Annotated in this window: 15 protein-coding genes; 11 read left to right on the forward strand and 4 right to left on the reverse strand. The window is 55.2% G+C overall.

The window, feature by feature from the left end; translation table 11 throughout:
- Nucleotides 1-2 precede the first annotated feature (2 nt).
- A complete protein-coding gene (gene nth, locus ACM6IO_RS21775) occupies nucleotides 3-641 on the forward strand; it encodes an endonuclease III (protein WP_008032146.1) in 639 nt (212 codons plus the stop codon).
- Nucleotides 642-748: 107 nt separating this feature from the next.
- Complete coding sequence (locus ACM6IO_RS21780; RefSeq protein ID WP_007898493.1) at nucleotides 749-928, forward strand: PA3496 family putative envelope integrity protein; 180 nt, start codon at nucleotides 749-751, stop codon at nucleotides 926-928.
- A gap of 90 nt (nucleotides 929-1,018) precedes the next feature.
- Here the strand turns inward: ACM6IO_RS21780 and ACM6IO_RS21785 are convergent, their stop codons facing one another.
- Entirely contained in the window at nucleotides 1,019-1,645 is a 627-nt protein-coding gene (locus ACM6IO_RS21785; protein ID WP_008032148.1) for a response regulator transcription factor, read from the reverse strand.
- Nucleotides 1,646-2,132: 487 nt separating this feature from the next.
- Here ACM6IO_RS21785 and ACM6IO_RS21790 point away from each other — a divergent pair, with 487 nt between their 5' ends.
- On the forward strand, nucleotides 2,133-2,768 hold the full coding sequence (locus ACM6IO_RS21790) for a hypothetical protein (RefSeq protein ID WP_192228581.1): 636 nt from the start codon (nucleotides 2,133-2,135) through the stop codon (nucleotides 2,766-2,768).
- A gap of 137 nt (nucleotides 2,769-2,905) precedes the next feature.
- Here the strand turns inward: ACM6IO_RS21790 and ACM6IO_RS21795 are convergent, their stop codons facing one another.
- Nucleotides 2,906-4,123: an argininosuccinate synthase gene (locus ACM6IO_RS21795; RefSeq protein WP_008032151.1), complete on the reverse strand. Its 1,218-nt coding sequence runs from the start codon at nucleotides 4,121-4,123 to the stop codon at nucleotides 2,906-2,908.
- Between the two features lie 129 nt (nucleotides 4,124-4,252).
- Entirely contained in the window at nucleotides 4,253-5,161 is a 909-nt protein-coding gene (locus ACM6IO_RS21800) for a flagellar protein MotY (protein WP_192228580.1), read from the reverse strand.
- Nucleotides 5,162-5,320: 159 nt separating this feature from the next.
- Between ACM6IO_RS21800 and pyrC the strand changes: the two genes are divergently transcribed.
- Both pyrC and rnt read left to right on the forward strand, forming a co-directional pair.
- Entirely contained in the window at nucleotides 5,321-6,367 is a 1,047-nt protein-coding gene (pyrC, locus tag ACM6IO_RS21805; protein ID WP_008032154.1) for a dihydroorotase, read from the forward strand.
- Complete coding sequence (gene rnt, locus ACM6IO_RS21810) at nucleotides 6,364-7,041, forward strand: ribonuclease T (protein WP_008036438.1); 678 nt, start codon at nucleotides 6,364-6,366, stop codon at nucleotides 7,039-7,041. Before pyrC ends, rnt begins: the two co-directional genes overlap by 4 nt.
- Nucleotides 7,042-7,206: 165 nt before the next feature.
- On the opposite strand, the gene ACM6IO_RS21815 is transcribed toward rnt, so the two are convergent.
- Complete coding sequence (locus tag ACM6IO_RS21815) at nucleotides 7,207-7,809, reverse strand: peroxiredoxin (RefSeq protein WP_008032158.1); 603 nt, start codon at nucleotides 7,807-7,809, stop codon at nucleotides 7,207-7,209.
- 312 nt (nucleotides 7,810-8,121) lie between these two features.
- Between ACM6IO_RS21815 and ACM6IO_RS21820 the strand changes: the two genes are divergently transcribed.
- The 6 genes from ACM6IO_RS21820 (at nucleotide 8,122) to bfr (ending at nucleotide 12,544) form a co-directional block, all read left to right on the forward strand.
- Nucleotides 8,122-8,340, forward strand: coding sequence for a bacterioferritin-associated ferredoxin (locus ACM6IO_RS21820; RefSeq protein ID WP_008032160.1), 219 nt, complete (start codon nucleotides 8,122-8,124; stop codon nucleotides 8,338-8,340).
- Nucleotides 8,341-8,367: 27 nt separating this feature from the next.
- Nucleotides 8,368-8,604, forward strand: coding sequence for a hypothetical protein (locus ACM6IO_RS21825; RefSeq protein ID WP_414912212.1), 237 nt, complete (start codon nucleotides 8,368-8,370; stop codon nucleotides 8,602-8,604).
- Nucleotides 8,605-8,867: 263 nt separating this feature from the next.
- Nucleotides 8,868-9,263: an EamA family transporter gene (locus tag ACM6IO_RS21830; RefSeq protein WP_223480958.1), complete on the forward strand. Its 396-nt coding sequence runs from the start codon at nucleotides 8,868-8,870 to the stop codon at nucleotides 9,261-9,263.
- Nucleotides 9,264-9,267: 4 nt separating this feature from the next.
- Complete coding sequence (locus ACM6IO_RS21835) at nucleotides 9,268-10,725, forward strand: UbiA family prenyltransferase (RefSeq protein WP_414912213.1); 1,458 nt, start codon at nucleotides 9,268-9,270, stop codon at nucleotides 10,723-10,725.
- Entirely contained in the window at nucleotides 10,719-11,960 is a 1,242-nt protein-coding gene (locus ACM6IO_RS21840) for an ArnT family glycosyltransferase (protein ID WP_223480959.1), read from the forward strand. Before ACM6IO_RS21835 ends, ACM6IO_RS21840 begins: the two co-directional genes overlap by 7 nt.
- A gap of 107 nt (nucleotides 11,961-12,067) precedes the next feature.
- A complete protein-coding gene (gene bfr, locus ACM6IO_RS21845) occupies nucleotides 12,068-12,544 on the forward strand; it encodes a bacterioferritin (protein WP_008032161.1) in 477 nt (158 codons plus the stop codon).
- The last annotated feature ends 25 nt before the right edge of the window (nucleotides 12,545-12,569 follow it).

A 12,569-nucleotide genomic window follows, 5' to 3' on the forward strand; every position in this document is an offset into this window, starting at 1 on the left:
CCATGAATGCCGCAAAACGTCTGGAAATTTTCCGCAGGCTGCATGAAGACAACCCGGAGCCGAAGACCGAACTGGCCTACTCCTCGCCATTCGAATTGCTGATCTCGGTGATTCTCTCGGCACAATCGACCGATGTCGGCGTCAATAAAGCCACCGCCAAGCTCTACCCGGTGGCCAATACGCCGCAGGCGATTTACGCCCTGGGCGTGGAAGGTCTGTCCGAGTACATCAAGACCATCGGCCTGTTCAACAGCAAGGCAAAAAATGTAATCGAAACCTGCCGCTTGCTGGTGGAACGCCATGGCGGGGAAGTGCCGCAGACCCGTGAAGAGCTCGAAGCGTTGCCTGGTGTCGGCCGCAAGACTGCCAACGTGGTGCTCAATACTGCTTTCCGCCAACTGACCATGGCCGTGGACACGCATATTTTCCGGGTCAGCAATCGTACTGGCATCGCTCCCGGCAAGAATGTGGTCGAGGTCGAGAAAAAACTGATGAAGTTCGTGCCGAAGGAATATCTGCTCGATTCCCATCACTGGCTGATTCTTCATGGGCGTTACGTTTGCCTGGCTCGCAAGCCTCGCTGCGGCAGTTGCCGGATAGAAGACCTGTGCGAATACAAGCACAAGACTTCGGACGATTGAGGCGCTATTAGGTTTTTTGATTTATCGATTGAAAAAATCTTTTTTACCCGCGAGGCGATTATCGATATAAGGAGCGCCAAAGGCAGTCTTAGCCTGGAGTTAACCTTATGAGCACTGGCAAAGAGCAATTGGACGTAGAAGACGACTTCACACCCGTTGAGGCCGATGACGCGGAACCGGTGGTTGAAGTGGCAAAGACCAACCTGAGCAAACGCCGCACCATCGACAATCTGCTGGAGGAGCGCCGACTGCAAAAGCAATTGGCCGATTACGATTTTGACCTATGACACCTGAAAGCCTCCCGAAACGGAGGCTTTTTACTAGGTGCGAAACCTTGAAAACGCCCACTCTTTACGCCCCGTCAAGCACTGGCCCAGTCATACCAACCCATTGCGTTGAGCCAGTTCGATCAGGTCAACCAGGGACCGCGCATTGAGTTTCAACAACAGCCGCGTCTTGTAAGTACTGACGGTTTTATTGCTGAGGAACATTCCATCGGCAATTTCCTTGTTGGTCTTGCCGCGAGCCAACTGTTGCAAGACCATCATCTCCCGCCCCGAAAGACGATCCACCATATCGGCTTCACTGGCATTCCCCAGACTGGAGCGCACGGTATGCAAGGCTTGATTGGGAAAGTAACTGTAGCCCGACAATACCGCCTTTATTGCACTGAGCAACTCAGTGAGGTCCTGTTGTTTGCAAACATATCCTGCAGCACCGGATTGCATGCAACGCATCGAAAAATGTCCAGGAGCCTGTGAAGTCAATATCAGTACTTTCATTGGCATCGCTGCCGATGCCAGACGTGCAATGACTTCCAGCCCATCCAGTTTGGGTATTCCAATATCCAGGATGACAATATCCGGCATATGTTCACGAGCTAGTTGCAATGCATCCACGCCATTATCTGTTTCTGCAATGACTTCGTAGCCATGACGCTCCATCAGCATACGTACCGCAAGACGAATGACGGGGTGATCATCCACGATCAGCACTTTATTCATGGGCAAGTCCAATTTTCGCTGTTCGAATTTTTAGAGCCCGCACAATAGCCTAGTCGTTTCACCCATGGCATGCCGCTCCCCCCGGCCACCCACACCGAGAGACATTCCCTACAAACATCGCGGAATAATCTTACAAAAAATCTTGAAACACAGCGCGCCAGAAACTTTATCTGTCTCATGATATTTCAGTATTCAACAGTTTTTTGTTTCGACTTACAACCAGCGCGCCACACAACAACAGTTGACCAAGATGATCCGACACACGCCAACGATTAGTCTACCCTTGTAGGGTAATTGATATTTCCCGGCCTGCCCACCACACCAGAAACATCAAACACAAAACCTTACATCAAAAGTCAATTAACAATAAATGAATAGCAAAACTGATATATCCGAACTATAAATCCACCGCTACCATATAAACTCTACACCCTAACAACCACCAACTAACACAATGAGAAAAGACGAACTAATATGAGTAAAAAATATGATAAAACTCAAACAACGAATCACCAACCCCATGACAGTCATCGCGATATTCGCAACACTGTCTGAAACATCGGCCGCCATCTCTCTACCCTTCCTCGATGACGAAGATAAAGAGATCTACATCTGGTTTTTGATCAGCTTTCCCTTTTATTTGCTTTTTCTTTTCTTCGCCACCCTTAACTTCAATTATCGATCGCTTTACGCGCCTTCCGACTTTGAAAAGGGAAAGCATTTCATAAAGGTGATGGACAACGCAGAGCGTTCAGGTAACGCGCAAGATCCGCCCGACGAGATCGGCTTACAGCCAAGTCTCTCGGTTCAGTACCCTATTCGGCTGCCTGAGTCACTCAAGGATCTGCACATCATTGATGCGCGGTGGATGAACAAAAAAAATGAGTTCCGCGCCCTTCTGGAAAAGCTTCGCCAGCCCAAGGGGAATCCGGCACACGTTGTCGTGTTTCTCGTTGTTGGCGAATCGGAGACGTTACTGAAAGAAAGCGCACTCAAGTTTTGCCGAAACGCAAAAAAACGCAGCAGCGCAACGTTCTGTATTGCTTACAATTTGAGTTCACGTGACGTGACGGTCATTGATCAATATTGCCGGGCTGACACACAGCAGGCAGTTGCTCTTTAGGATCAATGGGGGGCGGGCAGGAAGGAATTTAAAACAACAAGAATGTTGAATCGCAATGTCAGACAGAAAATCCCTGTTTTCAAATGTGTGGCCTTGTCCTGGACAAGGCCACACATTCCATCAGCGTGTCAAAGATCTCAGAACAGCTTGCGACCTTTGTTTGCCGCGATACGCATGCGCAGCGCGTTGAGCTTGATGAAGCCCGCCGCGTCGGCCTGGTTGTAGGCGCCGCCATCTTCCTCGAAGGTCGCGATGTTGGCATCGAACAACGATTCGTCGGACTTGCGGCCAGTGACGATCACGTTGCCCTTGTACAGCTTCAGGCGCACGACGCCGTTCACGTGAGCCTGGGACGCATCGATCATCTGTTGCAGCATCAGACGCTCAGGGCTCCACCAGTAACCGGTGTAGATCAGGCTGGCGTATTTAGGCATCAGCTCGTCTTTGAGGTGAGCCACTTCGCGGTCCAGCGTGATCGATTCGATCGCACGGTGGGCGCGCAGCATGATGGTGCCGCCAGGGGTTTCGTAGCAGCCACGGGACTTCATGCCCACGTAACGGTTCTCGACGATGTCGAGACGGCCGATACCGTGTTCGCCACCGATACGGTTCAGGGTCGCCAGCACGGTGGCCGGAGTCATTTCGACGCCGTCCAGTGCAACGATGTCGCCGTTGCGGTAGGTCAGTTCGAGGTACTGCGCCTTGTCAGGAGCCTTCTCCGGGGAGACGGTCCATTTCCACATGTCTTCTTCGTGCTCGGTCCAGGTGTCTTCCAGCACGCCGCCTTCATAGGAGATGTGCAGCAGGTTGGCATCCATCGAGTACGGGGATTTTTTCTTGCCATGACGCTCGATCGGGATCGCGTGCTTTTCAGCGTAATCCATCAGCTTTTCACGGGAGAGCAGGTCCCATTCGCGCCACGGAGCGATCACTTTCACACCTGGCTTCAAGGCATAAGCGCCCAGTTCGAAACGAACCTGGTCGTTACCCTTGCCGGTGGCACCGTGGGAAATGGCGTCAGCGCCGGTTTCGTTGGCGATTTCGATCAGGCGTTTGGCGATCAACGGACGAGCGATGGAAGTACCCAGCAGGTACTCGCCTTCGTAAACGGTGTTGGCGCGGAACATCGGGAATACGAAATCACGCACGAATTCTTCGCGCAGATCGTCGATGTAGATTTCTTTTACGCCCATGGCCTGGGCCTTGGCGCGAGCCGGCTCGACCTCTTCGCCCTGACCCAGGTCAGCGGTAAAGGTCACCACTTCACAGTTATAAGTATCCTGCAGCCACTTGAGGATCACCGAAGTGTCCAGGCCGCCGGAATACGCCAGAACGACCTTGTTTACGTCCGCCATGCCATCACTCCACGGGGTTCTACGGAAAGCCGTCAAGTCTACCGGTCATGCAGGATAATTTACAGAGGCGCGACAGCTTATGACGACGAAGCGACAGATTATGTCGAGCGGGCGACGATGACAGCCGGTTCAGTATGTCTTCGCGGGGCTCGCCGATGCGGTTGTCTGAGGCGCCGGTTGCTCGGTGGGTGCGACCCGCGCCAAGTGCACATTGACCCGACGGTTCTTCGCCCGATTGGCGGCATTGGTGTTGGGTGCCAACGGATAACGCTCGCCGTGGAAGCGCACGGTGATCTGCGATTCCTGAAAACCGTTGGCCTTGAAGAACTCCATGACCGCCAGGGCCCGACGCCGCGACAGGTCACGATTGGCCAGGCGATTGCCGCTGTTGTCGGAGTGGCCGTCGAGTTCGATGTGATTGACCGTCGGATCGGCCTTCATGAATTCCAGCATGACCTGCAACTGGGCCTTGGCCTGTGCGTCGAGATCCAGGCCGTCGCCGGGAAAGCCGATCTGCGTTTGTTTGACTTGCTCGAAATTCTTCGGCAGCAGCTTCGCCACACAGCTTTGATAATCGTTGAACGCCTTGCTGAACTTGACCGGCAACAACCGCACTTCCGACACCCGGCCATCGCCCGAAGAATGTCGAACGACCGGGCTGCGCCCGTCCATCAGGCCACTGATCAGGCGCCCGGCCTGAACTTGCGAACTGTTGAACAGCACATTGCCGCTGCCAATCTGCACGGAGCCCAGATTGATGTCGCCCCGCCCCGGCTGCCAGGGCGCTGCGGCTGCCAGCAGGGTCGCCGAGCCGCCGCCGACCATCGAGTTATAGGCTTTCAGACGAAACGTCGCCTGCTCGCCGGCGCGGCGCACGAACTCACCCGAACCGAAATCGGTGATCGGTTGAGTCAGGCGGCACTCGAACTTGTCCCCTTCGACCGTCCACTCGATGCTCTCCAGACGGGTCTGGAAAGTGAGCGCCATCGCGGGAAGGCTGGCAAACACGCTGAGCAAGGCTAAATAACGCTGGCGCACGGGAGGCTCCACTGGCTTCTACAACAAAAAGACCGACACACACATGTTTACGGCATACCTGTTGGATATCGGAAGCTTCCCGCAAAACTTGATAGCGAGTGCCTGAGAGAGTCTTTTCCGGTAGCATTCCCTTCAGTTTGACCCGCCTGGAATCCCCTCATGTCCGACCGCCTGACCCTGCTGCGTCCCGACGACTGGCATATTCATCTTCGCGATGGTGCCGTGTTGACCAATACCGTTGCGGATGTCGCGCGCACCTTTGGTCGCGCCATCATCATGCCCAACCTGGTACCTCCGGTGCGCAACGCCGCTGAAGCCGACGGCTATCGCCAGCGGATACTCGCTGCACGTCCGGCTGGCAGCCGTTTCGAACCGTTGATGGTCCTTTACCTGACCGACCGCACCCAGCCCGAAGAAATTCGTGAGGCCAAGGCCAGCGGTTTCATTCATGCCGCCAAGTTGTATCCGGCCGGCGCGACCACCAACTCGGACTCTGGCGTCACCAGCATCGACAAGATCTTCCCTGCGCTTGAGGCCATGGCCGAAGTCGGGATGCCTTTGTTGGTTCACGGTGAAGTCACCCGTGGCGATGTCGACGTGTTCGACCGCGAAAAAATCTTCATCGATGAGCACATGCGTCGTGTGGTCGAGCGTTTCCCGACGCTCAAAGTGGTGTTCGAACACATCACCACCGCGGACGCCGTGCAGTTCGTCAACGAGGCTTCGGCCAACGTTGGCGCGACCATCACCGCGCATCACCTCTTGTACAACCGCAACCACATGCTGGTGGGCGGGATTCGGCCGCACTTCTATTGCCTGCCGATCCTCAAGCGCAATACGCACCAGGAAGCCCTGCTCGATGCCGCCACCAGCGGCAGCGACAAGTTCTTCCTCGGCACCGACTCGGCGCCTCACGCCCAGCATGCCAAAGAAGCCGCGTGCGGCTGTGCCGGTTGCTACACCGCTTATGCGGCGATCGAGATGTACGCCGAAGCATTCGAACAACGTAACGCACTGGACAAGCTCGAAGCCTTCGCCAGCCTCAACGGCCCGCGCTTCTATGGCCTGCCGGTGAACACCGATCGCATTACTCTGGTCCGCGACGAGTGGACCGCCCCAACCAGCCTGCCATTTGGCGAGCTGACCGTTATCCCGCTGCGCGCCGGTGAAAAACTGCGCTGGCGCCTGCTGGAGGAACACGCGTGAGTGAAGACCATTACGACGACGAACAGGACGGTCAAGGCGGCGGAGGTGGTCCACGCCACCCGATGGCAGCTCGATTCCGTGGATACCTGCCAGTCGTTGTCGACGTTGAAACCGGTGGTTTCAACTCTGCCACTGACGCTTTGCTGGAAATAGCCGCTACCACGATCGCCATGGACGAGAAGGGTTTTGTCTACCCTGACCACACCTACTTCTTCCGCGTCGAGCCTTTTGAAGGCGCCAACATCGAAGCGGCCGCGCTGGAGTTCACCGGGATCAAACTCGATCACCCGCTGCGCATGGCGGTGAGTGAAGAAGCGGCGCTGACCGATATCTTCCGTGGCATCCGCAAGGCGTTGAAAGCCAACGGCTGCAAGCGGGCGATTCTGGTCGGGCACAACAGCAGCTTCGATCTGGGCTTCCTGAATGCGGCGGTTGCGCGCCTGGACATGAAGCGCAATCCGTTCCATCCGTTCTCCAGCTTCGACACGGCCACCCTGGCCGGTCTGGCATACGGTCAGACGGTGCTGGCGAAAGCCTGTCAGGCCGCCGATATCGACTTCGACGGTCGCGAGGCTCACTCGGCTCGCTACGACACCGAGAAGACGGCCGAGCTGTTCTGCGGCATCGTCAATCGCTGGAAACAGATGGGCGGCTGGGAAGACTACAACGACTGATCGGCTTTTCGTAGGAGCCGGCTTGCTGGCGATTCAGCCACTGCGGTTTGTCTGATTACCGAGGTGCCTGGATCGCCAGCAAACCGGCTCCTACAGGAATCACCGCTTCTCCGCCCATAAAAAAACCGGCCTCAACGGCCGGTTTTTTTGTGCCTCGAATGCGCCTTACAGGGCAGCAGCATTCTCGGTCAGGTAAGCCGCGACGCCTTCGGTCGAAGCGGTCATGCCTTTGTCGCCTTTTTTCCAGTTGGCTGGGCAAACTTCGCCGTGCTCTTCGTGGAATTGCAGAGCGTCGACCAGACGGACCAGCTCTTCGATGTTACGGCCCAGTGGCAGGTCGTTGATGATCTGCGAACGGACAACGCCTTTGTCGTCGATCAGGAACGCGCCACGGAAAGCCACGCCGCCTTCGGATTCAACGTCGTAGGCCTTGGCGATTTCGTGCTTCAGGTCGGCTGCCATGGTGTAGCGAACTTCGCCGATGCCACCATTGTTGACCGGGGTGTTGCGCCACGCGTTGTGGGTGAAGTGCGAGTCGATCGAAACAGCGATCACTTCAACGTTGCGGGCCTTGAAGTCGGACATGCGGTTGTCCAGAGCGATCAGCTCGGATGGGCAAACGAAGGTGAAGTCCAACGGGTAGAAGAACACCAGGCCGTATTTGCCTTTGATGGCCGACGACAGGGTGAAGCTGTCGACGATTTCGCCATTGCCGAGTACGGCTGGTACGGTGAAGTCAGGGGCTTGCTTGCCTACGAGTACGCTCATTGAATATCTCCTGGTGTAAAAACGTGAAGTTCCGGGTTTGCGCCAGCCTGCCACCCTCAGGCGACAGCCCTGTGACACCCACCCGCTTCATAAGGACCGGCCATCATACACTGCGTTTTTGAGCTGTCCTCAACGGATTTTCACCGACAGGCCAAATTCCCGGCGACACGCTTACTGGCAGATTGCCCGAAGAAAACCGTTCGTCAGTCACCCTCGCTTATAACGCAAAGCTTTCAGAAACCACTTTGACAATCATTCTCGTTAACATTAAGATCCATCGCAATTGAGTCATAACCAGCGACGGTTTCAGTTATGTATGTCTGCCTCTGCACTGGCGTCACCGACGGACAAATCCGCGAAGCAATCTATGAAGGTTGCTGCAGCTACAAGGAAGTCCGCCAAGCTACCGGCGTAGCCAGCCAATGCGGCAAATGCGCCTGCCTTGCCAAGGAAGTGGTGCGTGAAACCCTGACCAAATTGCAAACAGCCCAGGCTGCGATTCCTTTCCCTGTAGAATTTACTGCCGCGTAAATACCCTATTCCAAAGAAACGGACTTCATGTCCGCCTATATTCAGCTTTATATTTTAAAGAATACTATACAAAACAAGGGCTTGCAGCGATGCAGGCCCTTGTCGTTTCTGGTCGTGGTTACTCATGGGTTACGCTGGCACTTCATGCAAACGTACGATATTCGGTTGCCCCCGGTGTTCGGCCTGCCACAAGTCATAGGCTGCCTTCATGGCCAGCCACTGGCGGCCGGTGCTTATACCGGCGAGTTCCAAGCGCAGCGCTAGGTCAGCAGAAATCGCTGCATGACCGTTGAGCACGGTCGATAGGTGGCCACGCGAATAGCGTCCCCGCTTTCGACTTTGCTGACATTTCTCGTTCTCCTTCTCCTTGCTCAAGGGCCGACCAAAGTTGTTTGGCTACTGGGAGCTAAAATTTCCTGTTCCCTCCTGCTTTGATTTTCCGGCCGAGAGAGTTTCCTGCCGAATTGACGCAATCCAATGTCACTGCTACACAAATAGCATGCGACACAAACTCGGGGGAGGGCGCTTTGTTAAATCTCAGCCTGGTAAAAAACGTTTATGCGCTCATCCTGATTAGCGTCACGATATCCGCCTTTGCGCAGATCGCCCTCAAGGCCGGCATGGACTCCCCTTCCGTCCAGAGGGGGATCGCAGAAGGAGGGGCACGAGTATCAGCATTGCTCGATATTGCCCTCAACCCCCTAATATTGCTCGGCCTTTTCCTGTATTTCAGCAGTGCGGCGGTCTGGCTGATGGTGCTATCCAAGGTGCAGGTCAGTTTCGCCTATCCGTTCGTGGCACTGGGCTTTGTGCTAACGGCCGTGCTCGGCCGCCTCGTCTTCAATGACACCTTCTCCGCGGCCAAGGTCATCGGCACATTGCTGATCATGAGCGGGGTTGTCGTGATGGCGAGGGGGGCGTGACGTCATGACGAACATGAACGAAATCGATGACGCGCCGATTCCGCTTTGCGTGGATCTGGATGGCACACTGGTGCGCACCGACATGCTGCTCGAAACATTTCTGTTGCTTGCAAAGACCTCGCCTCTCTCGCTGGCCTCCCTGCCGGGCTGGCTCATGAAGGGCAAGGCGAGCCTCAAGCACCGCATCGCCGAGCGAGTAACGATCGATGCAGCTAGCCTCCCCTATCGCACCGATGTGCTAGTCCTGATCGAAACCGCCCGCGCAGCGCAGCGCCCTATCATTCTTGCCACGGCATCTTGCGCCGGCGTCGCCAATGGTATTACGGACCATCTGGGCCTCTTCGACGAGGTACTGTGCAGCGACGAAGGCACCAATCTTTCCTCCCACGCCAAGGCTAGTATGCTCGTCGAACGCTTTGGCGAACGAGGCTTCGACTATATCGGCAACGACAAAGCGGACTTGCCCGTATTCGCACGGGCGCGCCGGGCGTTTCTGGTTTCCTCACAGGACGGTCTGAGGCAAGCGGCGCGGGATAGCAATCACGACATTGATTTTATAGAGGATCCAAGCGGTGGTTTTCGTGTCTGGTGGAGAGCCCTGCGCATTCAGCAGTGGCTGAAGAATCTCCTTGTCTTCGTCCCCCTGCTAGCGGCGCATCAGGTGACGAATCCGCAACTATTGTTCTGGGCGATCCTTGCCTTCATCTCGTTCAGCCTGTGCGCCTCGTCCGTCTATCTGCTGAATGATCTGCTCGACCTGCCCGCAGATCGCAAGCATCACCGCAAGAAGAACCGGCCTTTTGCCGCTGGGACCTTGTCCGTGAAATCGGGCATCGCCGCCATCCCCTTGCTGCTTGGTTCATCCCTGATACTTGCGCTGCAATTGCCGCCACGCTTTCTCGTTGTGCTCGGTGTCTACTATTTTCTGACCGCTGCCTATTCCTTCCTGCTGAAGAAGCAGGTGATCGTCGATGTGATGATACTGGCCAGCCTTTATTCGATTCGTGTCATAGCGGGCGCCGCCGCGACGGATATCAAACCGTCCTTTTGGTTACTCGCTTTTTCCATGTTCATCTTCCTCAGTCTTGCCCTGGTGAAGCGTTACTCGGAGCTGCGGGATACTGCCTTTTCGGTCAAGTTGTTGCCTGGTCGCGGTTATCGTCCTGAAGATCTGCCGGTGGTGCTGGCGCTTGGCTCATCCAGCGGCATGATCAGCGTTCTGATCCTCGCCATGTACACGCAGGCCGAGATTGTGCCCGTCATGTATCCTTCGCACGAATGGTTGTGGTTTGCGCCTTCGCTCATGCTCTATTGGACTGCACGCCTGTGGATGAAGACTGTGCGAGGCGAGGTGGATGAAGACCCCGTGCTCTTCGCGGCGCGGGACTGGCAGAGCATCGTCGTGGTAGCACTGATGGGCTGCACCTTCTTCATGGCAATAAGTGGTCCTTCCTTATGGTGAACACAACATGGCTACTCGCACAGGCCAGCTTCAAGTCAGGTGTCTTGCCCATTCTGATGCTGACTTTTGCGATCCGGTTGATATGGGGACTATTGGTTCCAGTAAGCCCTGTATCGGACGCGAACATGTATCACAGCTTCGCGCAGGAAATCGCAGCAGGCCGAGGCTATGTCTATCCTGGTGGTGAAGCCACGGCTTACTGGCCTGTTGGCCCGTCCGCCCTTTACGGCGCCTTTTATGCGATGTTGGGCGTGCATGGCTGGGTAGTCATTCTTGTCAACCTGATTCTCAGCTCTATATCGGTAGCTGGAATCTATCAACTCGGCCTTTTGTATTTTGACAGGACGATCGCACGCATCGCGGCGCTGCTATTCGCCTTCTGGCCCGCATGGATCGCCTTCACCACCGTTCCAAACAGCGAATTGCCTCTCATGACGCTGGTGATCTGGGCTTTTGTGGCTCGTGGTACGGGGAAGTTGCCGCACTGGGCTCGCACCGTTCTGTCGACTGCTCTTCTGGTCGCCGCCGCATTCATGCGGCCGACGGCTCTACCGCTAATTGTTTTGCTACCGCTTCTGGATCAGCCCTTCCGTAAACCGGCGCAAACTGTTCTGCACGTCATTCTGGCGCTGGTCGTCGCAGCAATATTGCTGACTCCTTGGGCAGAGCGTAATCGCGCTTTATTTGGCGAGCCGGTACTTATTTCTGCGAATTTCGGTATCAATCTGTGGATGGGCAATAACCCCCAGGCAAATGGGGCCTATATGTCGGTGCCCGAAATAAATCTCAATACAAAAAACGAAGTAGTCCGCGATAACCATTACAAAGGTCTCGCGCTCGACTTCATTCGCGAAAATCCAGGTCTCTATCTTCGGTTATGCCTGAACCGGGTCGCCCACAGCTTTGATCGCGAAAGCATCGGCATAGCATGGAACCAGAACTCGCTAGCTCCTGCATTGCAACCGATACTCAAGGCTGGCTCTGCCGCCTATTGGTTAGCAATTTTCTCCCTCTCTCTCATTGGCGTCGGAGTATTTCTCCGGGAAAATCCTTTGCGTTTGTTCGATCCGCTGGTGGTAACGCCCGCCTTGTTTGCAGCCGTGGCTCTGCTGATCGTCGGCCAGGATCGCTATCATATGCCGATGACGCCGTTCATCGCCTTGTTTGCTGCCTTTTTCATCAATCACATCCTGCACCGTCGATCATCTCGATCAGTGCCGGATACTGCTGCTTAGTTATGATTCGTATGTTCATTTAAGTTTCAATAAGTTAGGTTTGACACTCTTAGTTGTGCGGCTCAAACTCTGGTTTATAGACAGCTATTACAGGGCAGGACCCCATCATGAAAGGCGACATTACAGTCATCCAGCATCTCAACAAGATCCTTGCCAATGAGCTGGTCGCGATCAATCAGTATTTTCTGCATGCGCGCATGTATGAAGATTGGGGTCTGAACAAGCTCGGAAAGCACGAATACCACGAGTCCATCGACGAGATGAAACACGCGGACAAGCTGATCAAGCGCATCCTGTTCCTGGAAGGCCTGCCAAACGTGCAGGACCTGGGCAAGCTGCAGATCGGCGAGCACACCCAGGAAATGCTTGAGTGCGACCTGCGCATCGAACGCACCGGCCACGCTGACCTGAAAGTCGCGATTGCTCATTGCGAAACCGTTGGCGACTACGGTAGCCGTGAACTGCTCGAAGATATTCTTGAATCCGAAGAAGAACATATCGACTGGCTGGAAACCCAACTGGGCCTGATCGATAAAATCGGTCTTGAGAACTATCTGCAATCGCAGATGGGCGACGACGAGTAATTTAGCGCCCGTTAGATTCAAGACA

The organism is Pseudomonas sp. IT-P44 (genome assembly GCF_949768225.1).
In the GTDB taxonomy this organism is placed as follows: domain Bacteria; phylum Pseudomonadota; class Gammaproteobacteria; order Pseudomonadales; family Pseudomonadaceae; genus Aquipseudomonas; species Aquipseudomonas migulae.

Coding starts and splice junctions, on each gene's coding strand:
- bfr (WP_008032161.1), top strand. CDS start 12,068: ATGAAAGGCGACATTACAGTCATCCAGCATCTCAACAAGATCCTTGCC.
- ACM6IO_RS21785 (WP_008032148.1), bottom strand. CDS start 1,645: ATGAATAAAGTGCTGATCGTGGATGATCACCCCGTCATTCGTCTTGCG.
- ACM6IO_RS21815 (WP_008032158.1), bottom strand. CDS start 7,809: ATGAGCGTACTCGTAGGCAAGCAAGCCCCTGACTTCACCGTACCAGCC.
- ACM6IO_RS21825 (WP_414912212.1), top strand. CDS start 8,368: ATGTCCGCCTATATTCAGCTTTATATTTTAAAGAATACTATACAAAAC.
- pyrC (WP_008032154.1), top strand. CDS start 5,321: ATGTCCGACCGCCTGACCCTGCTGCGTCCCGACGACTGGCATATTCAT.
- ACM6IO_RS21840 (WP_223480959.1), top strand. CDS start 10,719: ATGGTGAACACAACATGGCTACTCGCACAGGCCAGCTTCAAGTCAGGT.
- ACM6IO_RS21790 (WP_192228581.1), top strand. CDS start 2,133: ATGATAAAACTCAAACAACGAATCACCAACCCCATGACAGTCATCGCG.
- ACM6IO_RS21820 (WP_008032160.1), top strand. CDS start 8,122: ATGTATGTCTGCCTCTGCACTGGCGTCACCGACGGACAAATCCGCGAA.
- ACM6IO_RS21780 (WP_007898493.1), top strand. CDS start 749: ATGAGCACTGGCAAAGAGCAATTGGACGTAGAAGACGACTTCACACCC.
- ACM6IO_RS21835 (WP_414912213.1), top strand. CDS start 9,268: ATGACGAACATGAACGAAATCGATGACGCGCCGATTCCGCTTTGCGTG.
- ACM6IO_RS21795 (WP_008032151.1), bottom strand. CDS start 4,123: ATGGCGGACGTAAACAAGGTCGTTCTGGCGTATTCCGGCGGCCTGGAC.
- nth (WP_008032146.1), top strand. CDS start 3: ATGAATGCCGCAAAACGTCTGGAAATTTTCCGCAGGCTGCATGAAGAC.